At 35.4% G+C, this 25,474-nt stretch carries 20 protein-coding genes; 11 read left to right on the top strand and 9 right to left on the bottom strand.

Annotated elements, in window-relative coordinates; translation table 11 throughout:
* Nucleotides 1-208: 208 nt before the first annotated feature.
* The 3 genes from QP953_RS00980 (at nt 209) to QP953_RS00990 (ending at nt 3,855) form a co-directional block, all read left to right on the top strand.
* The gene (locus tag QP953_RS00980; RefSeq protein WP_309553684.1) at nt 209-2,344 is read left to right on the top strand and encodes a T9SS type A sorting domain-containing protein; all 2,136 of its coding nucleotides are present in this window, start codon (nt 209-211) and stop codon (nt 2,342-2,344) included.
* Between the two features lie 232 nt (nt 2,345-2,576).
* Nucleotides 2,577-3,011: a hypothetical protein gene (locus tag QP953_RS00985; RefSeq protein WP_052596336.1), complete on the top strand. Its 435-nt coding sequence runs from the start codon at nt 2,577-2,579 to the stop codon at nt 3,009-3,011.
* 457 nt (nt 3,012-3,468) lie between these two features.
* Entirely contained in the window at nt 3,469-3,855 is a 387-nt protein-coding gene (locus QP953_RS00990; RefSeq protein WP_052596338.1) for a hypothetical protein, read from the top strand.
* Between the two features lie 122 nt (nt 3,856-3,977).
* On the opposite strand, the gene QP953_RS00995 is transcribed toward QP953_RS00990, so the two are convergent.
* Entirely contained in the window at nt 3,978-5,975 is a 1,998-nt protein-coding gene (locus QP953_RS00995) for a hypothetical protein (RefSeq protein WP_309553685.1), read from the bottom strand.
* Nucleotides 5,976-6,315: 340 nt separating this feature from the next.
* Between QP953_RS00995 and QP953_RS01000 the strand changes: the two genes are divergently transcribed.
* Entirely contained in the window at nt 6,316-7,026 is a 711-nt protein-coding gene (locus QP953_RS01000; protein WP_052596342.1) for a ComF family protein, read from the top strand.
* Here QP953_RS01000 and QP953_RS01005 read toward each other — a convergent pair.
* The 6 genes from QP953_RS01005 to QP953_RS01030 form a co-directional block, all read right to left on the bottom strand.
* Nucleotides 7,015-7,536, bottom strand: coding sequence for a class IV adenylate cyclase (locus tag QP953_RS01005; RefSeq protein WP_309553686.1), 522 nt, complete (start codon nt 7,534-7,536; stop codon nt 7,015-7,017). The two genes, QP953_RS01000 and QP953_RS01005, sit on opposite strands and share 12 nt — an antisense overlap.
* A 135-nt stretch (nt 7,537-7,671) precedes the next feature.
* Nucleotides 7,672-8,016, bottom strand: a complete 345-nt coding sequence (locus QP953_RS01010; protein ID WP_052596345.1) for a hypothetical protein — start codon at nt 8,014-8,016, stop codon at nt 7,672-7,674.
* Nucleotides 8,017-8,019: 3 nt separating this feature from the next.
* Nucleotides 8,020-9,549 (bottom strand): sensor histidine kinase KdpD, encoded by a 1,530-nt coding sequence (locus QP953_RS01015; protein WP_052596347.1) that lies wholly within the window; start codon nt 9,547-9,549, stop codon nt 8,020-8,022.
* 73 nt (nt 9,550-9,622) lie between these two features.
* Nucleotides 9,623-10,552: a RimK family alpha-L-glutamate ligase gene (locus tag QP953_RS01020; protein ID WP_052596350.1), complete on the bottom strand. Its 930-nt coding sequence runs from the start codon at nt 10,550-10,552 to the stop codon at nt 9,623-9,625.
* 96 nt (nt 10,553-10,648) lie between these two features.
* Nucleotides 10,649-12,451: a tetratricopeptide repeat protein gene (locus QP953_RS01025; protein WP_309553687.1), complete on the bottom strand. Its 1,803-nt coding sequence runs from the start codon at nt 12,449-12,451 to the stop codon at nt 10,649-10,651.
* 168 nt (nt 12,452-12,619) lie between these two features.
* Nucleotides 12,620-13,243 carry a tetratricopeptide repeat protein gene (locus QP953_RS01030; protein WP_309553688.1) on the bottom strand — a complete coding sequence of 208 codons (624 nt, stop codon included), beginning with the start codon at nt 13,241-13,243 and terminating at the stop codon, nt 12,620-12,622.
* A 262-nt stretch (nt 13,244-13,505) separates the two neighbouring features.
* Here QP953_RS01030 and QP953_RS01035 point away from each other — a divergent pair, with 262 nt between their 5' ends.
* From QP953_RS01035 to QP953_RS01065, 7 genes are all read left to right on the top strand, one after another.
* Nucleotides 13,506-14,615: a hypothetical protein gene (locus QP953_RS01035; protein WP_309553689.1), complete on the top strand. Its 1,110-nt coding sequence runs from the start codon at nt 13,506-13,508 to the stop codon at nt 14,613-14,615.
* A gap of 195 nt (nt 14,616-14,810) precedes the next feature.
* Nucleotides 14,811-15,746, top strand: coding sequence for a class I SAM-dependent methyltransferase (locus QP953_RS01040; protein ID WP_052596360.1), 936 nt, complete (start codon nt 14,811-14,813; stop codon nt 15,744-15,746).
* A gap of 51 nt (nt 15,747-15,797) precedes the next feature.
* Nucleotides 15,798-16,283, top strand: a complete 486-nt coding sequence (locus tag QP953_RS01045; RefSeq protein WP_052596362.1) for a hypothetical protein — start codon at nt 15,798-15,800, stop codon at nt 16,281-16,283.
* A gap of 310 nt (nt 16,284-16,593) precedes the next feature.
* Nucleotides 16,594-17,745: a DUF4340 domain-containing protein gene (locus QP953_RS01050; RefSeq protein WP_052596364.1), complete on the top strand. Its 1,152-nt coding sequence runs from the start codon at nt 16,594-16,596 to the stop codon at nt 17,743-17,745.
* A 188-nt stretch (nt 17,746-17,933) separates the two neighbouring features.
* Nucleotides 17,934-19,388, top strand: a complete 1,455-nt coding sequence (locus QP953_RS01055; RefSeq protein ID WP_309553690.1) for a polysaccharide biosynthesis C-terminal domain-containing protein — start codon at nt 17,934-17,936, stop codon at nt 19,386-19,388.
* Between the two features lie 268 nt (nt 19,389-19,656).
* Nucleotides 19,657-20,802: a hypothetical protein gene (locus QP953_RS01060; RefSeq protein WP_052596368.1), complete on the top strand. Its 1,146-nt coding sequence runs from the start codon at nt 19,657-19,659 to the stop codon at nt 20,800-20,802.
* Nucleotides 20,777-22,249, top strand: coding sequence for an O-antigen ligase family protein (locus QP953_RS01065; protein ID WP_309553691.1), 1,473 nt, complete (start codon nt 20,777-20,779; stop codon nt 22,247-22,249). The genes QP953_RS01060 and QP953_RS01065 overlap by 26 nt, the downstream gene beginning before the upstream one ends.
* A gap of 99 nt (nt 22,250-22,348) precedes the next feature.
* Here the strand turns inward: QP953_RS01065 and QP953_RS01070 are convergent, their stop codons facing one another.
* On the bottom strand, nt 22,349-24,454 hold the full coding sequence (locus QP953_RS01070; RefSeq protein ID WP_231512786.1) for a hypothetical protein: 2,106 nt from the start codon (nt 24,452-24,454) through the stop codon (nt 22,349-22,351).
* A 281-nt stretch (nt 24,455-24,735) separates the two neighbouring features.
* Nucleotides 24,736-25,467 carry a hypothetical protein gene (locus tag QP953_RS01075; RefSeq protein ID WP_309553692.1) on the bottom strand — a complete coding sequence of 244 codons (732 nt, stop codon included), beginning with the start codon at nt 25,465-25,467 and terminating at the stop codon, nt 24,736-24,738.
* Nucleotides 25,468-25,474: the final 7 nt, after the last annotated feature.

Below are 25,474 nucleotides of genomic sequence, written 5' to 3' on the forward strand. Positions count from 1 at the left end.
AATTTCATCAATCTCTGATGAGGTTTATTCCTTTTTCAAGCCCGCAATACAATTAAAACATTTAACCAATGTTTAAATAATTCAAAATCTTATAATTAACATTTTTTTTTAGTATTTTTAATATCCCCACAACGCACTATTTACTAATCCATAAAGTAAAATTTTGCAGCTGCAACAACTCTAACCTATTTTACTAATATCATTCACTATGAAAACTAGCATACTTTGTAACCTCTTATTATTGCTATCTATGTACTCGTTGCGTGCTCAAACCAAAATTTGGGGTGCAGGAACCAATAATGGTGCTGCCGAAGGAGAATTTCAAACGCCTTTTATTACTACAGGAACCAATAACAACTACGCTCCAAATGCCTGGACAGCCCTATCCATCTATGATACAGATTCTATATCTCCTGGAAATGCCTATTGGACTAGAAATACTTTAGGGTATTCGCAAGGAGCTTATGCCGCTCATCCTTGGCAAACACCTGCTCCTCTCCCCTCACCATCTCAAACTAATGGGGTCGCCATTTTTGATTCTGATCTTTTGGATAATAATGCTGTAACAGGTGCTTTAGGAACGGGAACTTCTCCCAGTAGACACAAAGGTGCCTTAATTTCTCCTAGAATTGACTTGAGTGCTTATCAAGACAGTAGTTTAATGGTTCAATTTTTTTCTAGCTATAGAAGTTATGACATAGATGAATTAAGTATCGCTATGTCTACCGATGATGGTACAACATGGACTCCTTCTATTAACTACCTAACGTTACAAGCTCCTTTTAATCCTGGGTGGATAAGAACGTATTTTCCTAGTTTGACTAATGGTAGTAATAATCTCACCAATTGTCGCCTAAAATTTACATTTGAAGGAGAGTACTATTTCGCTATGATTGATGATGTTTCTATTGAGGTAGCGGCAGATTATGACTTTGCGATTGCTCGTCCCAACCCTAGTAGTCCACAATTAGAAGAACAAGGCGATTACATAAAGATTGGCAATAATCAGTACTTTGCCCCCATTAACTTGTCCGTTGACGATATTCAGCAGTGGTACTTTGGTTTGAGAGTTGTGAATCATGGTTCAAAGGATCTGCTGCCCAGCGACTCTGCTATGATTTGCCTAAGAATTGATTTTTATAACAATCATACCAATGTGGCTAATGTTTATAACGACACCATCCTCGTAACAGATACATTACTTGCTCACGCTCAAAATTCTATTTTTGGAACCAAAAATCTAAAAAACATTAACTTCTTCATGTTATACGGTCAAGGTACATATCGTATTACCTATACTCTACAACACCGCCAAGTCGATGCTTACAACGATAATGATAGTGCGAGGTATTATTTGAACAATGCAGCGCACCTTTACCAACATACCTATATTAATTATCTATCTAAAGCACGACTCTCTAATTCAACAGCAAAAGTACTTACAACCTCCGCTATTTTTCCAGCACGAAAAGATCTAACAAGTTACGAATATGGTTCCATGTATTATTTTCCAAGAGGCAATACCAACCAAATTAGAATTGATTCTATTGACTTTGGGTATTTCGTGCCTTGGGACTACACGGGAGATAGTATTATGAACCTCACCGCAGAGATTTATCAATTTAGAGATACGGTTTACAACAATGGTATACTTGATCATCTCAACGAATTGCAACATGTTGGAACAGGCATGATTCGCTTAACAGGGATAGGAACAATCGTTCCACCAGGTTCCTATGGTTTTGGGCGAGTTATTTCTTTCGTCAATCCCATTTCAGGTATTACAATGAACAACTTAACAAACAATGGATATTATTTAGTGACTATAAAACAAGAACCAGTCAGCAGTACCACCTTAGATTCCACACAACATCTCTGGTTTGGAGTAGATGCATACAGCAACTTTGCTCAAAATATGGCTTTAACCAATGTTAGCAATGTAATACCTCACTCATTTGTTACAATAGCTATAGACTCTAACCAAAATAAAGTTATCAATACACAAGAACATGGGAGCCATACAGTCCCATCAATAGGTCTTCATTTGGGAGGCAGGTCTGGATATTGTAGTACAATAGAAACCACAGCTTATCCGTCCACACTTTTGAATATTTCCCCTAATCCCGCACAAGAATTCATTAATGTTCGTGCTAATTTTAAGAACCAAACATCAATTCAATACCTTTTAACCGATTTTTCTGGTCGCATTCTTCAAACAAAGACACAAAACACAGCAAGTGCCCCACAAGAGTTTAATATTAAGGAACTTCCTGCTGGCATATATTGGATTTATGCCAAGAATAAAAGCGAAAAAACAACTGCAAGCTTTATAAAAGCTAAGTAACATTCTACATTTACTTGTTTTTTTTCTTGTTTTTTTGTTTTTTGCAATAAACATTCAATCCCTCATTCTTATAAGGGTAACAATATGTTTTCCAAATGCATACATAAATACCTCAAATGTTTTTTATAGATTTATAATAATTTATAAAATCAGAAGTACTTTATGCTTTTAGTAAAATATTGAGTGTTATACTACAAAAAATAAGTCTTTAGTTTATCTTAAACCAACTTTTATGAAAAATAATATTTTAACTTTATTCAGTCTTGCTTTCTTGCTAATGGTCGTAGCTTGTTCAACTCCATCTCCAGAATCAGCAGGAGCTGCGGCTGATGTTCATTCTAATACAAGAAGTGCTCCATCAGCTAATCAAGAAGAAGACTTCAATATTTTATTGGCTCGTAAATGGCAAAATGAAAGTGGAGAAATTTACATCAACCTAAAAATTGATGGTTCTTTCGAAGGGCAATTTGACAGCGAAAACATTGTCGTTGGTCAATGGTCAGTTTCTGACGACCAAAAAACATTGACTCTACAAGGCACCAAAGCATCAGACGGCAAAGGTGATAACTTGAATGTTTCTTATACTATTCTAGATATGTCTTTAAACAACATGAAGGTGTTGGATCAAGATGGAAAGGAATTAACATTTGTTTCACCTGACAAATAGCACCAACTTTTTTATAAAACCTTTAGTTGTGTTGCTATTTAGCAAGTAAAAAATCAGTAGGGAATGTTCACTCTACTGATTTTAATTTTTCCCCTTTTACGTACCAAACGATATTGTCAAGACATCACAGGCTATTATTCCTAGTTGATTTTATAGTTTCTTATTATATCCATGAAGTACTGATTCCTCCCAAACATTCTACCTACGAAGCTGTTACATAATAAGATCGTATGGAACGTCCCCTATATTTAAGCCGCTTTTAGCTTAAATATGCTAGTAATACAAAAAATTAGTTCGCTATTATTGTTAATAATGATTTAATATTTTATTTTTCATAGAATAAACTTTCTAGAATAATTTTGCGCACAACACTAGAGAAGTTTTACCTCTTTAAAAAAACGTCCCTTTACTATCTTCTAATTATTATCAAATAGCATGATTTAACCTATCACACACTATGAGTAAACACGTATTTTTTTCCATCCTAACCTTTTTAATGCTTGCCACAGTCCCTACCTTACAAGCAGGTTTTAATACATCTTATCAACCTCCCTTTATTTTAAACCAAGAAGACACTTATTTACTTTTAGCACATAAGTGGGTTAGTGGTACTATTTTTCTTGATTTAAATATTAATGGTTCATTTGAAGGTACTGTCAACAACCAAACTGATTTGTACGGCAATTGGGAAATTTCCAACAACCAAAAGACCTTAACTCTAACCAACAGCCCTGAAGATGAAGATGAGTTTAAACTAGAGTACACCTTGTCTAATATATCGTTTGATTCCATCACTCTAATTGATAAAAAAGGAAAAACCATTGTCTTAGAAATTGCAGATTAATGCATCAGCTCTCAAATTGGTCTAAGTAGTTAGTTGGCTTAAAATATCTTATACAAAAAAGAAAACGCAGCAATCCATTTTAGACTGCTGCGTTTTTTCATTTTGCGATACCTAAGTACGCTCTAGCGCTTGGTAACAGTTTCTGCTGTTCTTGTTTTGTTAGAACGCATTTCTTGTTTTGCAGCCGCTTCCTTTTTGTCATGTTTCTCCCTTGAAACACTGTTAAGTTCTCCTGCCGTTACAGCTCTTTGTTGTTTCACAATAGCTCCACGTTCCAAGTAATTTTTTTCTCTTCCCGCATTGTACAGAATACCATATTCTTTTGTCTTTCCATAAGCTTCTGGTGTATAGTATTTGCCAATCTCGTGCGGACGTTTCATTCTAACATTAGTTGTATAATTATCAATTTTTGATTGGTAATATTGAATAGTAGGATCATTTCTTTGTGCATGTACTGTCCAAGAAACTTTAGTGTTAGGAGCACCTGCAACAACAAATTGATTGTTCGCAATTTCAGAAAGCACATAAGGCTGTGTCGCCGTTCCGATTGCTGTTAACTGATAACTTGGATTAATATTAATCGCATCAAAATAATCTGGTAGCTCTACAATAGCTTGTCCATTGGCACCCAACTCAATCACCCCTCTATACATATTTAAGACCTCATCAGATTCTATACAAAAATGACGTAGGGTTTTGTTTTCTGGATCTAATGGGTGGTCAATCATAAATGCCTTCGTTCCCACAGCAGCAAAATCGGTATTCGAAAATAAACCCAAATTATTTCCTCCATTGGTAGAACCAACAACTCCCAAATCACCACCAAAACCAAAAACACCAATACCTTCTCCCCCTCCTGCATCCGCAGATTGAGAATAAATAGCAGCAGCCTGATTTGCTGCAACAACAGGTGTAATATAGACTTCTACACCACTTCCGTCTGCGGTTCCATTATTGTTGACCAATATAGTAGGGTCAGCACTATTATTGGAGGCACTAATAGCAGTTTTGACTAAACCTGGAGTTGGAGAGGTCCCTGTTGCCATATGGCTAACAGAAAGTACGGCATATTCAGAAGTTGTATTCGCTGGTCCTGCTGCCACTGTCGGGTTTCCCATAAATACATCCACAGCATTTCCATTGTTTCCATAATGTTGTACCTCTACAGCATTTCCACCACCACCAGCACCGCCACCAGTACCATTGTAGTTAACAATCAACCCCAAGCTATTTCTAGTTGCTGCGGTATTACTCATCGTTATATATTGCCCTGTACCATCTCCACTATGAAAAACCCCCAACCCCATATCGGTATTGGCAGCATTGCTCAACACAATTTGCTCTCCTCTACCTAAACCATCGTGAAATAGGGAGTATATCATACTAGTATTAGCAGTGTTTAGAATTCCAATTTCGCCTCCTACACCTGTTCCTGAATGATATAAAGCAGATCCTGTTGCAGCATTGGCAGCATTGGTCAAGCTCATAAAAGAAGCTCGCCCAGTTCCCGCATGATATAAAGCGGTGCCTGTAGACGCATTGGTTGCCTCTGATAAGTCCACATACACACCTCGTCCAGTTCCTGCATGTCTCAAATCATATCCAGTAGATGCATTCGCAGCATTACTCATATCCACATACATGCCCACACCTGTTCCTTGATGAAATAACGTATATCCTGCTGCTACATTCGCTGCATCCATATATAAATCAACTCCTCTAGAAAAGTTTCCTGTACCATTTTGTACTACCTGTAAAGCAGGTTGTGTAGCACCAGCATTTGCTTGAAGTACGTCTAACCCTACTCCCAAACCCTGGTTATTAGATATAATCGAGCTTGCTGTTGAAGCTGTGTGTGCCATAACATTATTGATACCTGCGCCAGATGTAGCATTCGCTATAAATAAAACAGAGCTGGTATTAGCAGTATTGGTTGGGACTAATTCGACTGAATTACCTGCTGCACCTGCATGATCTACCAAAATAGCATCAACACCCGCTGTTTGATTAACATGCAGTTTCGCTGTTGGGGCAGCGATGCCCACACCAACATTTTGTGCATTGACTTTAGCAAACCCTAAGATAGCGAATGCTAAGATAATTGTAGTTTTTCTATTCATAATAATAATAAAGTTTGAATGGTAATAATTTATCTTTGTTTAGGGGGAATATTAAATTTAATACTTAAAACTCAATAATTCAATAGCTTATTTGTATTTTTTATTTCTTTTTGCTTTTTTATTATAATAAAAATCAATTAATCCATTTATATTTCTACTAATTTAACATTTTTCATTTTTTTATTTCGCAACCAAATAACACATAAACAACTGATAAACAACAATTTAAATATAAATTCACAATCATATAAACTCTTGATCATCAATCAAATACACCAAATATCATGCTATACTATTTTCTACAAAAAAAAGCATTGAAAATAAATTGACTCTATTAAACATGCAAACGCCTTTCCAAATACTCTCTAAGCCACTTCTAAGTCTTGTTAATTTATTTTACCCAAGACTCTGCTTTGCTTGTCAAAAAAACCTCATTTCTGAGCAAACTTCAATCTGCATTCATTGCAATTACAAATTAACACCTACTAACTACCACTGTACTTCCCCTAACCCTGTACTAGAACGTTTTTGGGGAAGAGTAGAATTAGTCCATGCAACAACAGCCTACTCTTTTTCTAAAGGAGGAATATTGCAACATTTGATTCATCAACTTAAATATGAAAACAAGCCTCAAATTGGCATAGAGCTGGGCAAAATGTATGGGAGTATCCTAAAAGATAGCCCTCTTTATAGTACGGTTGATTATATTATTCCTGTTCCTCTACATCCCAAAAAGAAACGACTACGAGGTTATAATCAAGCTGCAATGATTGCCAAAGGATTAGCCATCTCAATGGGTACAAAATGGTCTTCAGAGTATTTAATTCGAACCAATAACACCGAAACGCAAACCAAAAAGTCAAGATTAGATCGTTTCGCTAATGTGGAACATGCCTTTGAGATAGGCAACGGTAACGAAATAGAAGGCAAACATTTATTATTAGTGGACGATGTAATTACAACAGGCGCAACACTAGAAGCTTGCACACAGACATTGCTACAAGTCAACAATACAAAAGTTAGTGTTGCAGCTATTGCTTTAGCCAATTAAGTCCAACAACATATCGCTATAAGAAACAGCCAATAAGTCATCTTTCTTAATGTTTAGAATATTCATATAGGCATGACATTGCTCTTGCAGCTTAGTTTGTCCTATACTACCATCTTCGTCGATAGCCTCTATTTCTACAAAGGTTCCAAGACCTTCTACTCTATCCAAATGAAATTTGACAGTATCAATAAAAAAGATTTGACGCTTTTTGTCCACAACTACCTTAATTCCTAAAGCAGCTTCTAGAGTAGCTTTTAATGCAGCACTTTCATTGGGTTTGTAATAAGTAATAGAAGATACTTTAGGAGCCGCTTGATTTCCCCTATTGTAATGAATTAAAGCATTTTCAATAGTGCCTTCTCGTAGTTTTAAACGACCTTTGGGTACTTCAAAATAAGTATCTATTTGATGATCCTCTCCTTTATAGTCTGCGTCATACTCTTCAAGTATCTTTCTCAATGCTGCAATATTGGCGCACCTTGCTTTTATTTCTACGTTTGTCCAACTCATAGTCTATTTATTCTTTATACTCCTTTTATTTACTAAAAAGTAATTATTTAGAAAATTTTAAAACCCACTCCAAACTAGTGATTGGCAGTTATATGTTTGTCTATTTCTCCATCCAATCGATAATGTTTTATTCCATCAGCTATTCCATCCATCTCCTTCCTCTTCGTAACGTTCATTATACTCAATCCTAGTCCTTGCTTTTTGTTTTTCTCGTTCAAAAATCAATGCTGCTAGTACTTTGTGGGGAGGTTCAGAGGCTGCTGGATGGAGTGCTCGATGGACTTTTTGTTCGTTAATATCCAAACGATACAATACATAAAACAGCTGCTCCATATTATTATCTAAAAGCTCTAATACAAATTGTTCCAAGAACTGTAACAATTCTTGTTCTGTAACATCTTCGGGGATGTGTTCTACTTCAAAATCTTTTTGTACAAAAGCCGACGTTTGTTGTAGAATGAGTGCCTGTTTTTCTATCATATTTTATCCCTCTTGATTAAATGGCATTGAAACAATAAACGTAGACCCTTTGCCTAGTTCTGATTTTAAGTCAATCGTTCCACCATGAGCCGTTACAATGGCCTGCACATAACTGAGTCCCAATCCAAAGCCTTTTATATCATGTAAATTCCCTGTAGGAACTCGGTAAAACTTATCAAATATATACTTTCTTGCTTCCTTACTAATTCCCAAGCCATTATCTTGAATTTCAAATTGAAAGCCATTGCCAGCATTTCTTGTTCGTATGGTAATAATTGGCTTTTCAGGGGAATATTTGTTGGCATTGTCCAACAAATTGTGAATGATATTGGTAAAATGAGTTTCGTCTGCTTGAATAACCGAATTGTTCGCATTCAGTTCTAGAATAACTTGTCCTCCTTTTTGTTCTACCTGCAAAGCAATTTTTTCAGCAGCATTTAAGATCACATCTTCGGCATAAACTTCCACCAAATTAAGTTTAAACTCTCGCTTATCAATCCTCGCCATTTGTAGAACTTTCCCTACTTGGCTGTTCATCCGTTTATTCTCTTCCTCTATAATATTAACAAAACGCATGGCTTTTTCTGCTCGTCCCTTGTCGATCCACTTTTTGATGGTGTCTGTTGCAATAGAAATGGTGGCAATAGGTGTTTTAAATTCATGCGTCATATTATTTAAGAAATCGTTTTTCATTTCTGACAATTTCTTCTGTTCTACAATGACTTTAATGGTATAATAAAAGCAAAAAATGACAATACCTGTAAAAATAAATGTACTAATCAAATGCAACCACAGTCCACTCCACAAGAAGCTTCCTTTGGCAGGAAAATCCACATAAAGTCGAGCAATTTGTTCGTTAGAATTAGGAAAGAGGCTAATTTTATACCTAAAATTGGAGCGATCTCGATAACGCTCGCCACATTCTTTGGCTACAGGATTGAGCAAAACAAAGTCCTCTTCTTTATTTGAATAAACCCCATAAGCGCAAGGTGTTGTAATACCTTTTTCGATAAGTTCCTCTTGTATCAAAGTATCTAAGGACTTCATACTAATTCTTTGTTGTACAGGAATATCTTGAACAATTCCATGGTGTACAAAGAAACGTTCGAAGTGAATCATATACGCCTCTTTATTTCCTTTCTTCCAACTCCTAGTAGTCTCTGTTGTTTTGAAGTTATCCACCAAATGTTCGACTTCTTGCTTGGGCAGTGTATCTACAGAAGAGTATTGTTGTGTAGAATCAGACTCATAATAATCCGAAATTTCATTCACTTCCAAAACCGTTGCAATCTCTCTGGAGTTATTCGTAATAACTGTTGTCAAGCGAGGCAAATCATACAAAGCAGCAGTTTTTTCAATTTCCGTTTGCTCCATTTTAGAGACAATATGGTCTAATGCATTGTTGATATTGCCATCAAAAAGCTCGCTATTCAACTGAAAAGCAGAAATAATAGAATACACTTGCATTCCAAAAATGCCAATCAAAGCACTAGTAACCATTAATACGATTTGCCAAATTGCCTTTTGTGTCATGTTTTGTTTGTTGTTAATGCTAATACGATTTTTAGCAGGCTATAGTAGTTTTTTTGTACAAAAAAATATGCCCTTACTTTGCTTTTAGAGTTCTATTTTCTAAAGTTTGCTTGTACATTAGAATAGCCTTTGCAAGTTGGTCCGCTGCTACTGGATGTTTCCTAAACCACATCTCGGGTTCAATGAGTTCTATCTCAGACAAGACAATTCGGTCATCATTATCCCACACCAAATCTACACGAGCATAAATTGGTTTTTCGGGACAAGCTGCAACTACTTTTTCGGCAAAAGCAATTTCTTCAACATTTGCCTTATAATCTTCTACAGAGCCACCAAAGTCATCCTGAACTCTAAAATCGCCTGCTTTGGCACGTTTTCGAACAGCATGAGTTACCTTTCCATCTATTACCATAAGAGCAATTTCACCCTTCGTAACAATCTGTTTTAAGAAAGGCTGCAAAAGCATCGCCTCTTGCTCAATTAATTCTCTAAAGATTTCCTCATAGGATGCTATTGTTTCTTTTTTGATTCGATATGTATGTCGTCCTCCTGCTGAAACAACAGGTTTTAAAACCATTTCTTCCCACCCCAATTCTTCTTGCCACTCTTGCAATGTTGTTTTAGTTTTTGGCGTAATAATTTTAGTAGGAGGTATCAACACCCCTCGGTCCATCAAATCTTCTAAATAGTGCTTATTAATATTCCACTCAATTTGGGTCGCAGAATTAATTAACTTACTCTGCTTTTTGACGCGTTCTAACCACCTCGAAAATTCCAAATATCGACCAGAATAGTCCCAACAAGTTCTCAGCAATACAAATGTAGTGGCAGACCAATCAAAATCAGGGTTGTCCCAATTCGTTCTGACCACCTTCAAGCCTTGTCTTTCCAATGCTTCTTGCACCAAACGATCTTCAGTCAATACTTGTTCAACATACCAATTAATCTCAGTAGGATTAAGGTAATCAACTGCGGTTATTATTGTAATGTCGTATTGCTTCATAGTATTTTTCTACATTATAACAAAGAGGCTACCCCTTTTGATGCGAAGTAACCTCTACTGTATATATCATAATATTTTTTGATAAGGTTAGATTACTTACACGCCATCGCCTCTTAACTTACGGAATCGTTTTCTAGCTTCAACAATAAACAAAGAACCTGTATGCTCGAATAAGATTTTTTCATACAATTCCATTGCCTTTTTGGAATCCCCCAATCGTTGCTCATAAATTTCTGCCATTCTAAAGATAGCATTATCCACTAATATTCCATCTTCATATTCTTTTGGGATACGCTCCAAATAATTAATTGCTGTTTCATAATCTCGATATTTAAAAGCTATTTCTGCTTTTGCAAACAAAACATCGTCTCCCAATCCATGATCACTATATTGTGTCATAATGCTATCCATAACAGCAATAGAAGCATCAAATTTATTTTGAAAACGCAACAACTCTGACTTTGCAAACATTTCCATAGGACGCGTTGTGGTATCCAAGGCTGAATGTTCCAATATAAATACCGACAAACCAATCGCATCGTTAGAAATCAACTCAGAAGTTGACCCTTTTAAAATATCCAATTGGTCTTGCGCCCATTCAAAATCTCCTTTATAATACGATAATTTTGCATTTTTATAGCGAGCCAATTCACCCAATGGCGCATCTTTCATCTCTTTATCTACTTGAGAGTATAGCAAAGTAGACTCCCAAACTTCTCCTTGCATTAGATAATAATCTCCCAAATCAAGCTTGGCTTCCGATTGAGCTACTCTAGACAATTGAGGCATTTTTACTACCTCTTCTAATACCATAATAGCCTTGTCTAAGTCATTCAAATAAAACGCTTGCAACTCTGCCATTTCTTGCATGATTGTAGCCGTAGTATAACTACGCCCAAATTCGTCTATATAAGCCTGATATTCGCCTTCTAACAGCACTAATTCTTCTCTAGTATACTTAAATCCTTCTACCAAACGATCTCTTTTGGCTATCAACACAAACCTCTTAGAGTCAATATAATAAGGACTGTCGATTCCTTTTTCGTTGATAATATAGTTATACGCCTCAATTCCTGCATCATATGCTTTCTCACGAATAGCTACTTGTGCCAAACGATAAATTCTATTTCCATTCTCTCCTTGACGCTTATCCAACGCTTTAGCTTGACGTAAGGCATTTTCAAAGTCTCCTTGCTGCTCAAAAACCCAAATCAACATAACAGAGTAAATAGTCACTTCGGGGGCTTTATTTATTCTAGCATACAATTGCTTCTTCAACTCTGTAAAACCATCATTTTGAGACAATTCTCGTTGAAAAAAAGCTTGAATATTGGTCATTCGATTGGGCAAATACTCCAAACAATCCAAGTAACTTTCGATCATTTTAGGAATATCTCCTTTCAAGCGATAAACCGACCCCATTTCATAGGCAAACATATTTTTGATTTTCATCAACTTCGATCCTTTTTCATAGGTCTCTATCGCATATTGGTAGCCTTTGTTTTTGATAAATGAGTTGGCTAGTTTTACGATTTGAACTTGGTTGGGGGCTAATAATTTAATTGCTTTTTGATATTGCTCATTCGCTTTATCTCTATTTCCTTGACGTTCGTACAAAACACCATAACTCACATAACGTTCGACTTTTTCGGGAGAAGCTTTAATTGATTTTTTCATCATTTTCTCAGCTTCTTTGTAATCTTCCAACTCTAACAAGGTGACAAAGTAACGCTCAAAAAAGTAATCGTTGGCTCGATTCTTTTCGTGTAATTCTTTGTATAACGCAGCAGCCTTTTCAAACTCTCCATCAGAAAAATACTTTCGTGCCAATGAAGCCGTTTGAGCTGAAACTTGACTTGTTATCAATAATGTTATAGAAAAAAGAAATAATCTTATCATGTTCATTTTTTTGTATTAATCCTCCTGTTTTCAGCAACAAGAAAGTTTGATGAGGTGTTGGGCTATGTATAAATAGTTGTGATAAAAGCAAGTGTGCTCAATATAACAAGATACGTTTTTAAGCTCAAATAGTTGAAGGCACTTTCTTTCAATAACTAAATTTTAACTTTAGTTTGAACAGCGTTTGTTCCAAATTTTTTCGTTGTGAATCGGCAAACTATCTTGTTGGTATCGCACCAAAGCCTTCTGATAAACAGCACAAGCTTCTACTTCAAGTCCCTTTTGAAATAGAATCTCTGCTCGCATCGATTCATGATTGACAGGGGTTCGATTTTGGTTGATTGCAACAAAACGATCTAGATCATTCAATGCAGCATCGTATTCACCAGTATTTAGGTAACACAACATTCGATTATAATAAGGGCGTCCTTCTTCATAATCGGCTTGTAATGCAATCACTTTGTTGTAATAAGGAAGTGCCTTTTGAATCGCCTCTACCAAGCTATCCTTCATATATTTTTGATAATGTAATTTGGCTAAGTTATAATTCGTAGCTATGTCATCTGGATCTTTGGCCAAAAAGCTTTCCATTTTTTCTATTATTTGGTTGGATGATTCTTGCGCTGGCATTGGCTGTTGAGACTTCGGATGGTTTTTTATCATTTCTTGCAACTGCTCTTCTGTAAATTCAGGGAATCCATCTGCTCCAATTTTAGGCTCGTCCTTATTATTTGAAGTGCAAGCTGTTAAAAATAACATAAGAAGGAGTAGATAGCCGCTTAATCGTAACATCTTTTTGTAAATTTTAGTATTTTTGTAAAGGTTGCTTTTAACAATTCGTTCGTTGAAGCCATGTAGTAGCAGCGCAGCTAACTACTATTCTAACAGTACTCTATCGAATGGTTACCTTTTGAGGTAAAAAAGCCATTTAAACTTGAGTAACAATTATTCATTGTACAATCTTTATGAATATGGTTAGCAAAAATACTGCTAGAATATTTTTATGACAATATTCCATAACAAAGATAAGTCAAAGTACCAAATTTCTTGGTTTATGTTCTATAAAAAACAAATCGTCTTCTGTTCTCTATGGACTATTTTGCTCCTTTGTGGTCTTCAACTCAATGCACAAATAACAGATAGCACTGCGACCATTTATCCTGCTATTAACGAAAACTTATTTGTTAATACCAAATGGAAATATACGTATACTACTCATGCAGAAAGCAACACAATCATCCATAAGGCAGATGACACCTACGATTACTTTGTTTTTTTTCGATACGACTACGGCTATCAAACCTACTTAAACGGAACACTTTCAGGGGGGCTTTGGCGTTTGAACAAAGAGCAAAATGAGATTATGTACAATTTCCGAAAGGTAGAATGGTGGCGTATTGCTTCTTTTAACGAAGAAGCTTTAATCTTAGAGTTTACCATGAATAGAAAGTCTTCTTACCGTTATCATTTTGTACGAGTAACAGATGCTGATGCTCCTTTTGAGCGCTCTCCCAATGATTTGCCTGACATCAATGTTAACTTTGAAGAAGATGCGATTGTGGCAGAAACAGAAAGTTATACCCAGTTTTTGGAAAAAAGAGGCATCAAATACAACCCCAAAGTCTGGCAACGGCGCAAAGAACGCCGCCAACGTCGAGAGGCAAGACGTATTGCTCGCTTGCAAAAAACGGTCAAAGGTCGTGCAAAATTAGCAAAAGAAGAACCTAAGGAAATGATGCAGATTGAATTGGTTGGTGGTGGTTTTTATGGTGGCGTAGATCCTGTTTATCGCAATATGATTTTGATAAAAACCGATGGTCGTGTGATTAAGGAATACCAAAGTCAATTACAAGGTTTGCAGGTTAGCAAACATAATATTTCCAGAGAAACTTTAGAGGAATTAATTACTTTTATAGAAGAAAAGCAGTTTTTTGAATTTGACCAAATCTATACTTGTAATACGCCTGCTTGTATCAAAAGATTGGAAAACAAACCTCGTCCTATTGCCCTTCGAATTGCTATTACCAAAGGAGTTCGCCGAAAAATTATTACCATTCCGATTTGGGATGGTAGAGGCAAGCATAACTCGTTAATTGATTATCCTAAAGAATTAGATGCGATTGTTCAAGCTATTGAAAACATTGCTACGCAACAACCTCAGTAACCTTTGTATTCTGTATTGCTCCAATTCATATTTTTAATTTTAACTTATTTTTCTAGCAATAGCTAGCTGCGCTGCTACTATTTCTAGACGTTGCACCTCCAATTGAACAACAATCATTCTCCCTCTTCATTATAACCGCAGCATTTTTCAATAATATCTACTATATTTGCAACTTACTTATTAAACTATATTTCAATGATACGTAAGTGGCATTTAAAAGCTATTATCCAAAAAACCATTTCTTTTATGCCCAATGGGCATAAAATTAACCATTGGTTTCAAAAAAATATTACCAAAGGTGTTTATTTGGGCGATGAATATTTTTATGACCGTCTAGAACATGTAAAACATCATCTTAGTGCCTTTAATAAGCATTGTGGTACGATTGAAGATAAAAGAACATTGGAATTGGGCACGGGCTGGTATCCTGTTATTCCCTTTAGTTTTTTTCTGTCGGGAGCAGCCGAAATTAACACGGTTGATATTTCTAATTTGACCAATAAGGAAAAACTAAAAGATACAATTGGCAGATTTATTGAGTTGATAGAAAACGATACCTTAAAGCAATATATTGATGCCAAACCAGAACGAATTACCGTTCTTCAAGATATTGCCAAAAACTTTGAAACGCTTAGTTTTGAGGATATTTTAGCTAAAATGCACATTAAATATCTCCTTATGGATGCTCGTAATTTAAAGCATTTGGCGGATAATTCTATTGATTTGGTGCATTCTAATAATACGTTTGAACATGTTTATCCAAGTATTTTGAAAGATATTTTGAAAGAATTCAAGCGCATTGTAAAAAAAGAAGGGCTACAGTCTCATTTCATAGATATGTCGGATCACTTTGCTCATTTTGATAAATCCATTAATATCTACAACTTTTTGCAATACAGCAATAAGGCTTGGGACAATGTTATTGACAATAGCATTCAGCCACAAAATAGATGGCGTTTTCCCCAATTTGTTGCTTTATATAACAGTTTGAACATCCCTTTAACAGATCAAGAAATTAGACCTGGAGACATCGAGGCGGTTAAATCCTTGAAAATTCATCCAGATTTTAGTAAATTTAGTACCGAAGAGTTAGCGATTAGTCATTGCTACTTGTATTCAAAAGGGAAATAATCTCCAAAAGTATTTTCTTGCTATCAACGAATTATTAATATTGTCTATATTATGAATAAAAAGATCGTTATTATCCTGTGTGGGTTCTTGCTCTCTGCAAGTATGGTATTTGCTCAACGAGACAGAGCTTCTGCTGAAGCTTTTGGAATGAGTGTTGTTCAAAGCTTTTTTGATCAAAACTGTGACTTTATGTTTGATAATTTGGATCAGCAAATTACCAGTTTTGAAGGAGGTCAAGTGATTCAAATCACTCCTGAACTGCGTCGTTTGTTTTGTTCTGAAAGTCCACTTCGTCCTGATATGGCAGTAACGTTTCAAATGTATCAAGAAAATTACAAACCTGTTGTTTATGACAGAAATGAATTGAGCCAAAAATTTCCTGAATGGGCAAATCATTTGAATTTGCAAGCAGGCGATTTTTTCTTTGATGGAGCCAACCCTATTGCAGCTGGCTATACTCGTGTTTTTAGAGCAGGTGATATGGCACGTTTTGTTATTCGAAAAATTAATGGTGATTGGAAAATTATTGCTCTTTAGGTCGACTACTTCAAACTTATACAACGAACTTTTGTACTTTATAATCCAAAACAATAGAGGGCTGTTCATTTCTTTCACCAAATAGTTATATTGTGTGTTATGTTCTGATACAAGCATCAAGCCTTCTCTTTTCCAACTTTCTACCTTAATAGACACCGTTTACCCCTCGTCTATTCAACCTTCGTTTGTTTTTATTTTGCTAAAAAGTAAAAAAATGAACAAACTATTCAAAAACTCTTTACTTTTGTGAAAAACACCTCTAGGAATACAAATAAAATAAAAAAAGAGGTGCAAAAACTAGTTTTAAATTATGGGTAGAATCATTGCATTATTAGTCCTTTTCTTGGGCTTAGGAGCTTTTACATTTTGGAAAATCAATAATCCTGGTACTGTAAAAGACACTTATTCAGAAAATCTACATACTATGTTTGCTCTAAAAAACACGGATCAAATACAACGTGTTTTTTTAGTAGATCGCTTTGGCAACGAAGCGTTAGTAGAACGAGTAGAAGAATTAAATTGGACATACACCAATAAAACAACAGGGAAAAAATATAGAGCCAACCCTAGTGCTGTCTATATGCTTCTAGAAACGATCCGAAAGGTTCGTACTAGAGAACCTATCAACAAAGCTGCAATGGATAATGCTGTCAAGTCCTTGGCTGCCAAAGCAACAAAAGTTGAAATTTATGATAAAGATAAAAATAAGCTTCGTGTTTTCTATGTAGGTCCAATGACCAGTGGAGGAACGGGTAATTTGATTATCATGGAAGGCTCTGATCAACCTTATGTCGGGTATATTCCAAATTTCCAAGGAACGATTGACACTCGATTTATTACAACAGAAAAAGACTGGAGGGATAAGGCTATTTTTAGAAATGATGTCGATAAATTAGAATTTGTGCAAGTCGAATATCAAGCTCCCAGTCAAAAGACGCAATCTTTCAAAGTTTCAAAAATTGGATCTGACCAATATACCGTAGATCCTGTTGATCCTTCTTCTCCTGTTTATGATCAAAGTTTGGTCAACCAAGACAATGCGGCTACTTACTTTGAAGATTTTGACGTTATTAGTGCTGAGAAAATTTTTGGTAAAGATTATAAGGAGACTAGAGACTCTATTATTACCACTACACCTTTTGCTGTTGTTACCTACAAAGCAACATATCACAATGAACCTCAAGTATTCAGATTATACTCCTTATACAACCCTAATGCAGATCGTGGTGATGGTGAAGTTGGGCATCGTCAAAAAATACAGCGTTATTTTATAGATATTGACGAAGATAACTTCTTCTTAGGGCAACACTTGGTCTTACGTTCTATGCTTTGGGGATACGATTTCTTCTTCCAAAAACAAGCTGTTATCTTAGATGAAGACGAAGCTCAAACAACCCAATCTTTCCCTGAAAACAAAGAGGAAATTCGAGCTGCTCGTGAAAAAAATAAGGAAGCTCAATAATTTTCCTTGCTGTGCTATTGAGCACCATTTAGTCGTTTTGAGCTACTAAAACAATCTTACTCTATCCGTTTTGGTAGCTCAAAACTCCTATGATCTCCTCTATGCCCTCCTATTGTATCAATGGATTTTCACTTCCCCTATTCGACATTTGATCAATATGAGCACTTAAGTTATCCTAAATTTATATCATGAATAGAGAATTTCTTCTAAATTTAGTTTTCCTTATTTCAATCAATTTAATCATAAAGCCTTTTTATGTTTTTGGAATTGACTTGAAGGTACAAAATGTAGTAGAAAATTATAGTCTCTACTTTGCCTTATTGAATTTCTCTTATATTTTTCAAATATTTAGTGATTTAGGTATTCAACAATACAACAATCGCAACATCGCTCAACACGATTATTTGTTTGACAAATATTTTCCCCATATTTTAGGGTTAAAAGGTGGTTTATCACTTGTCTTTTTATTCTTGTCTCTCAGTACCGCATTAATACTAGGCTATGGTTGGAAAGAACTTTATCTATTGTTGTTTTTATTACTCAATCAGATTTTCATCACATTTACCTTCTTTTTTCGCTCCAATATTTCAGGATTACAGTATTATCGCCTAGATAGCATTTTATCCATCTTAGATAAATTGTTAATGATGCTCATTTGTATCCCTTTGTTGTGGGGACCTTGGGTAGCATTTTTTCAAATTGAATGGTTTATTTATGCCCAAACAGCAGCATTTGGTTTAACGACATTCATTTCGTTTGCCCTTACTCGAAGGTATTTAAAAGGTAAACTGGTCTTGTATTGGAATAAACCGCTACTTAGAGCTATTTTAAAACAGAGCATTCCTTTTTCTTTGGTCGTGTTATTAATGAATATTTATACTAGAATTGATGCGGTCATGATAGAACGGTTGCTTTATGATCCTGTTACCAATAAAGGTATTCAAGAGGGCAATATCTATGCTGCGGCCTATCGCTTATTAGATGCTATTAATATGATTTGTTTTTTGTTTGCGGGTTTATTACTACCAATGTTTGCTCGAATGCTAAAAAACAAAGAAGATGTTCAACCTCTTTTGAAACTAAGTAGCAGTATCATGCTAGTTATTACAGTTAGTTTTAGTATTGCTGTTTGTTTTTATGCACAGGAAATCATGCCCTTGTTGTATGTCAATTATAGCCCCTCTATGTCCGAGGTATTGATCTTACTCATGATTGGTTTCAATTCTATAGGTATGATTCATATTGTAGGAACTTTATTAACGGCTAATGGCAACCTTATGTCTATGAACATCGTCTTTGTCGTAGGAATTGTCATTAATATGTGTTCTAATTATTTTTTGATTTTAGAATATGGCGCTTGGGGAGCCGCTATTAGTACCATTATTACACAATCTTTTGTGGCTTTGGCAGAACTAGAACTTGCACGAAGGACCTTCAATTTGTCTACTAACATTCTGTTTTTAGGTCAAATTTTACTATTTGTTATAGGCGTTGGATTAATTAATTGGGGATTGCAAAGGATGGTTATTCCTTGGTTTTGTGGCTTTGTATTGGCAGGGATATGCTCTGTTGGTTGGGCCTTAATAACCAAAATTATAGATGTACGTGGCATTTTAAGAGTTATTAAAACAAAAGCCGCATAATTTTTCTACTTTTGCAAATATAGTAGTTCGTTGATTAGTTCGCTACGCTCATGAGGGCGCAAGCTTAGTTTTTTACTTTTTTACCAAAAAGACAAAAAAGCACATTTATATTAGTTTGATAATCAGAATTTTAACACAAAACACAACAAAGACACAACTTGCTAATTATCAAACTAATAAAGTTTCTCAACGAACTATTGCAAATATTTATCAAAGAGATTTGAACAATGTTCAAAATAGGTTATTCAAATAAAATACAAATACTACAATGAGTAAAGAAAAAAATAGCTATTCTTTATTAGACATTATTGGTATTCTTTACCGATGGAAAAAGCCCTTGCTTATTTTAATTGCTAGCACTACAATTGGGGCTATTGTTGTTACGTTGCTATTAGATGATTATTACACCGCTTATGCTACTTTTGTTCCAACTAATGAGGAACAAAAACTGTTTGACTCTGCGGGTAACTTAACCTTGTATGGTGGCGATGATGCTGTTAGCCGTGTGTTAATTTTTGCCGAATCATCTCCCTTTGTTGATCACATGATTAAAAAATTCAATTTATCAGAGCACTATGGTATTGATGATAGTACTCCCAAAGGGCGCAATAAAATTGAGAAGCACTTTAGAAAACTATATGATATCAAACGAAACAAACATAGTGGTTTAGAGATTTCTATACAAGATAAAGATGCTGAAACAGCTTTTAACATGGTTTTAGCGGCTTTGGATAAAATTGAAGACTTGTATCGTGCTGCTACTTCTGGAAACAAAGGGTTGATTAAAGAAACCTACGAAAAAGCAATCGCTGAAAAAGAAGCAGAATTAATTACGGTAGCAGATACTTTGACAACCTTGCGTAAAAAATTCAATATTTTTGATGTAAACCAACAAAGTAAAACGCTTTCTGGTATGTTGACCGCTTTAGAAGGGCAATTGGCTTATGACCAAGCAAAACTAATTAGTTTTCAAGAAATGAAAGCGCCACGAGATTCTATTATCAACGTAAAAGCTCGTATTGCAGGTGCGTTGCAACAACGTCAATTGATGCGAGGAGGTTCTATTCGAAACCCCGACGTAGAGACTTCTTCTGATATTTATGCCTTTAATGAAGGAAGAGACCCTGTTATTTATTGGGAAACTAAAATTGCTAATTTGAACGAAGAGCTCTCTTTGATTATCACACAATTTGCAAAATTTAAAACCCATGCCTATTCTAATATTGCGGGTATTATTGTCTTGGAGCCCGTGCAAGTTCCGAATCTAAAATCGTATCCAGTCCGTTCTTTTATGGTAGTTGGAGCCATCTTAGTTTCGGTTATTTTAGGAGTCATAGGTGTATTAATATTAGATGCCTACAAACGCATCGATTGGAAAGAAGTCTTATATGAGAAGCCAGTTAGCCATACGTAAATACTCGCACAACTTATTTGTTGGCTATGCTTTTTGTATTGTTGCCTCGATAATGGGGGCGATCTTTTTTGAGACGCCCACTCCATTATTGTTCCCTCTTGCATTAGCATTTGTCTTTCAGGTATTAGTAGATTACGAAAAAATTTATTTTCTATTGTTTCTGTCGATTCCAATATCTACAGAAGTATTTTTGACCGACCATTTAGCAACGGATTTACCAACAGAACCCCTTATTGTGGGGCTTATGTTAATTTATTTCTTAGTTGTCTTAACCAATCCGTTGAGCATAGATCGAAAATACATAAAACATCCTTTATCGATACTAATCTTGGTGCATGTTGCTTGGGTCGCCATTACCACGTTTACATCATCTGCCATTGGTTTTTCGTTTAAATTTTTATTAGCAAAGCTGTGGTACGTCGTAACCTTCTTTTATTTTACAGGTTATTTGGTAAAGGATCAGAAGAAAGTTAATCTCCTACTTTGGTTAATTGCAATTCCGTTGGCTCTTGCAACTACAAAAGTTATTATACACCATGCAACTCTAGAGTTTGGTTTTAAAAAAATCAATGAAGCCTGCCCTCCTTTTTTTAGAAACCATGTTAACTACGCCGCAATTCTTTCGGTATTCATTCCTTTTATGTGTTACCTTTGGAAATGGAGTGTGGGGTTAAAAAAACGCATCTTGGAAATCACATTAGGAGTGCTTGTTTTTGGTGTTCTCACAGCCTATACGAGAGCAGCATATGTAGCCTTAGCAATCATTCCTGTCGCTTATTGGATCATCCGTTTGCGTTTTGTCAAGCTAGCTGCAATTATTGCATCTATTGGTGCTCTTGGTATCTTATCGTTTCTAATTACAGAAAATAAGTTTATGGAACTTGTTCCGACAGATCAAACAATTGCACACACAGAATTGTCAGATATTGTCTCATCTACCTCTGAGCTAAAAGATGTTTCTACCATGGAACGCTATTATCGGTGGATTGCAGGTGCACAAATGATTGCCGAAAAGCCTATCTTGGGTTTTGGTCCTGGCAATTTTTATCATTTTTATAAACATTACACGTTAAATCGCTTTTCGACTTATGTGAGTGATAATCCTGAGAAATCTGGAATTCATAATTATTACTTGATGACAACTTTAGAACAGGGCATCATTGGTCTAATTATCTTCTTGCTCCTTATCTATACAACTATTATTTATGGTGAGCAAGTATACCACCAATCTCCAACAAGAGAGCGTAGGGATCTTGTAATGGCGACTATTTTATCTACCATTGTTATTGATGCCTTCTTGTTGATGAACGATATGATTGAAACGGACAAAATTGGCTCATTCTTCTTTTTTAATATTGCTATTATTGTCATTATTGACTTAATCAACCAAAAGGAGATAGAACGCTCTGGAATTCATTCCAACGATAAAAAAGATAGAACGTCATAATTATTATCTAACACATAAAATACAAGAGGCTGTCAGAAAATTATCTTTCCTGACAGCCTCCTTTTTTTAGGACGAGACTATAACACATCTTTAGAGTCGTTAGTAGCTTCCAAAATACCTTCTTAAGAACCACTCCAAAGTCAGCAAACCTAATAGTAAAAAGAAAATCCATTTAAGATGAATCAACGATCGAGTTTTGACAGTATCGTACAAAACTGGTTTTGCAAACCCTTTTGCGGTTATTAATTCTGGCAGCTTCAAGAGTTCGTTAGGCCCTACAACAGCACCACCATTTTTAGTACTAATCAAATTTAGGAGTTGATGATTGGCTGTTGTTTCGAATACCTCTAACTGTATAGATTGTACACTAAAAGCACCTCCTGATTTTAATTCTTCTCCATTAAATACCGTAGAAGCTTCAAACTCGTAACTACCTTCTGGCAATCGTCCTGCATTCAGCGCATAACTAGACTCTGTTTTATTAAATGTAAATGGGAATTTTTCTCCTTTGTCATTTGTAATTACCACCCGTGCTTCGGGGGTATTGATACGTTCGTAATTGCTATTATACAATTCAGCATCAATCGAAATTACTTCATTCTCATTATACAACGTATTGCTAACAAAAGCTCTAAACCTCCGTTTGTCCTCTTTAGTGCTTAAATATTGAATTACCTTGCCCAACAATTCGTCAAATAAATCATGTGACTGATTTTGTACATAATCAAATATACGCCACTTCCAAATTCCTTCACCTGCCAAAACACCTTTTTTAGCACCTTGTTCTTCTCCCAAGACCAACAATGGATATTCTGTATTAATAGAACCAATTCTTTGACTCAGCATAATGGTTGCATCTGCCTTAGGTTTAAAATCGGCAAAAGGAGTTGTTACAGGTGGAAATTGAGCTATCAAATCCTTGATTCGCTCATCTAATGTAAAAGTATTAAAAGAAGGTTCCAGTACACCTTCTGTATCATTGGTTTGATTACCTCTCCCATTAATCTGAATTAAATCTTGGCTTTGGTTCAAATTAGGCAGATTGGTCAAGGTTCCAACAACAAATAAATGTGGAATTTTCTTTGTTCGAATCGTTGTCAGTACATCTGTAATACTATTTCTAGCACTTGGCAACTGATGCAAGATCACAAAGTCATAACCTGAAACCGACTCCGAAAAATCATCGGCGTATTTTATTTCTACTTCATAATTTTTATTGTTCTTAATCGTCCTCTTAAAAGCAGCCATATCTGGATGGGGTGATTCTGCTAGTAACAAGATTTTTTGACGAGCATCCAAAACATCTATATAAAAGTTTTTAGAATTGTTCGCTTTGGTTGCCTCCCCACCTATTGGACTCAACGAAACGGTGTATTTTTGAACACCACTTCTAGTTGCTTCTAACGTAATCTCTTCTGTTATAAAAAAGTCATTGTTATCAATTGAAATCAATTTTTCTTGTAACTTTTTTCCTCCTTTGGATACCGTTAACTTAGTAGCTCCTGCGCTACAATTAATAGCAGCAACATCTACTTGCACCGTAAACCGATCGCCTAAATAAGTAATTTGATTGTTATATACCTTCTTAAGTACCAAGTCTTTTTTAGGAATAGTATCTCCCAATGCGACACTAAAAACAGGTGTATTTAATTTATTTCCCAAGTAAACAGGATCACTTCCTTGATTATAAATTCCGTCCGAAGCCCAAATAATTGTTCCTATATTTTGGTTGCTATACAAATCATACATTTCTTGCATGAACCCAGCTATATTGGTTGCTTTATCATCAAACGAATAATCAATTCCTTCTCGCACTTCTGCCCCAAAAGAATAGGTTTTTAAGTCATAATCTGCACTTAGTTTTTCTTTAAGTGCTTCCATATCCTTTTGGTATTGCACTTGAGCTTCTTCTGACATGCTTCGCCCTACTGACTCCGAGTTGTCCTGTGCCAAAACGACAATAGGTTGTTGTGTCTGCGTGATCGTTCGTTTAATCACAGGAGCCAACAACAGCAAGCAAATGATTGTTACAGTAACGAAACGCAAGGTTCCAAGTCCTGTATTCAGTTTTTTGGATTGTTCTCCAAAACTTCGGTCTCTATAATACAATGCTAGAGCATACAAAGCTCCCATCAAAACACACAAAAAGATAAACCATGTAGGGTATTGAAATATAATGTTGGATTGCAAGAATAAGTTATTCACTATCTATGGATATATTTACGATCTGTCAAATTAGTTGTCAAATATAGGTTACACCAGACTATTGGGTTCGAAACCAAAAGGAAAAATAAGCATTATATTAGAATAATAGTTCTGATATACACATGCTAAGATACATTTAACACATCAATTTGTTCAAAAAACAACTAAGATTCTCTACTAGGTACTACTTCAAACAAAAAATAACCTTGAAAAGAAGTACGTTTTACGTGAAAGCTCCTTTTCAAGGTTGTTCAATATAACAATAGGACGGCTCAATCTACTTAATTAGCAAGCGCAAAATTTTCATATTTCTTTTCCAACTCACTTTTATTAAACCTAAAAAAGGTATTGTCTTTATAATGTACCAAAACATTAAGTTGCTCATCTAAAAACTTAGTATTAAATACAATACTTGTTTTCTTTAATTTAGCATCTATCTTGTAATATTTCAGTTCCGCAGAGATAGGGCTATAACAAGGGTTCTTAGCAATTGCGCGATAACTACCATCTTTTTCCCGAACCAAATAACTACCACATCCCTCCCCGCAATTTTCTAAATCTGATGGTTTTAGATTATCAAATGGTTCATCTTTTTGCCACTCATAAGCATCTACCTCAACCCTATCTTTTATGCGATAAAACGCAATGAAGGCTGTATCTGGTGAAACCTTGGTAATTTGAGCTATACTGCTAGACAATGCTGACTCGTAGGCTCCTGCCTGAAACCATCCTGAATAAATCCAGTACTCTCCAAAACGGTTCTTTTTCCAAATTCGCCTGCCTATAATTTCTTGTTCTACATTTGTATCGGCATACCCTTTTTCTATAGACATTTTATTAGAAAAATGCCCTACCCATAAATTGGTAATGTGCTCTAGCCTATTATTGGTGTTTTTGTTAGGGTTTTGAGTTAACTCATCTATATAAATAGATGAATTGGTAGTCGAACAGCTTGCAAAGAAAGAGATAATCGCTATAAATACTAAGCTGGGGATAGATAAAAGCTTTGACATAATGGAT

This window comes from Aureispira sp. CCB-E, assembly GCF_031326345.1.
GTDB lineage: Bacteria > Bacteroidota > Bacteroidia > Chitinophagales > Saprospiraceae > Aureispira.

Excerpts from the sequence above, each read along its gene's own strand:
- QP953_RS00980 (WP_309553684.1), top strand. The coding sequence starts at position 209 with ATGAAAACTAGCATACTTTGTAACCTCTTATTATTGCTATCTATGTAC.
- QP953_RS00985 (WP_052596336.1), top strand. The coding sequence starts at position 2,577 with ATGAAAAATAATATTTTAACTTTATTCAGTCTTGCTTTCTTGCTAATG.
- QP953_RS00990 (WP_052596338.1), top strand. The coding sequence starts at position 3,469 with ATGAGTAAACACGTATTTTTTTCCATCCTAACCTTTTTAATGCTTGCC.
- QP953_RS00995 (WP_309553685.1), bottom strand. The coding sequence starts at position 5,975 with ATGAATAGAAAAACTACAATTATCTTAGCATTCGCTATCTTAGGGTTT.
- QP953_RS01000 (WP_052596342.1), top strand. The coding sequence starts at position 6,316 with ATGCAAACGCCTTTCCAAATACTCTCTAAGCCACTTCTAAGTCTTGTT.
- QP953_RS01005 (WP_309553686.1), bottom strand. The coding sequence starts at position 7,536 with ATGAGTTGGACAAACGTAGAAATAAAAGCAAGGTGCGCCAATATTGCA.
- QP953_RS01010 (WP_052596345.1), bottom strand. The coding sequence starts at position 8,016 with ATGATAGAAAAACAGGCACTCATTCTACAACAAACGTCGGCTTTTGTA.
- QP953_RS01015 (WP_052596347.1), bottom strand. The coding sequence starts at position 9,549 with ATGACACAAAAGGCAATTTGGCAAATCGTATTAATGGTTACTAGTGCT.
- QP953_RS01020 (WP_052596350.1), bottom strand. The coding sequence starts at position 10,552 with ATGAAGCAATACGACATTACAATAATAACCGCAGTTGATTACCTTAAT.
- QP953_RS01025 (WP_309553687.1), bottom strand. The coding sequence starts at position 12,451 with ATGATAAGATTATTTCTTTTTTCTATAACATTATTGATAACAAGTCAA.
- QP953_RS01030 (WP_309553688.1), bottom strand. The coding sequence starts at position 13,243 with ATGTTACGATTAAGCGGCTATCTACTCCTTCTTATGTTATTTTTAACA.
- QP953_RS01035 (WP_309553689.1), top strand. The coding sequence starts at position 13,506 with ATGTTCTATAAAAAACAAATCGTCTTCTGTTCTCTATGGACTATTTTG.
- QP953_RS01040 (WP_052596360.1), top strand. The coding sequence starts at position 14,811 with ATGATACGTAAGTGGCATTTAAAAGCTATTATCCAAAAAACCATTTCT.
- QP953_RS01045 (WP_052596362.1), top strand. The coding sequence starts at position 15,798 with ATGAATAAAAAGATCGTTATTATCCTGTGTGGGTTCTTGCTCTCTGCA.
- QP953_RS01050 (WP_052596364.1), top strand. The coding sequence starts at position 16,594 with ATGGGTAGAATCATTGCATTATTAGTCCTTTTCTTGGGCTTAGGAGCT.
- QP953_RS01055 (WP_309553690.1), top strand. The coding sequence starts at position 17,934 with ATGAATAGAGAATTTCTTCTAAATTTAGTTTTCCTTATTTCAATCAAT.
- QP953_RS01060 (WP_052596368.1), top strand. The coding sequence starts at position 19,657 with ATGAGTAAAGAAAAAAATAGCTATTCTTTATTAGACATTATTGGTATT.
- QP953_RS01065 (WP_309553691.1), top strand. The coding sequence starts at position 20,777 with ATGAGAAGCCAGTTAGCCATACGTAAATACTCGCACAACTTATTTGTT.
- QP953_RS01075 (WP_309553692.1), bottom strand. The coding sequence starts at position 25,467 with ATGTCAAAGCTTTTATCTATCCCCAGCTTAGTATTTATAGCGATTATC.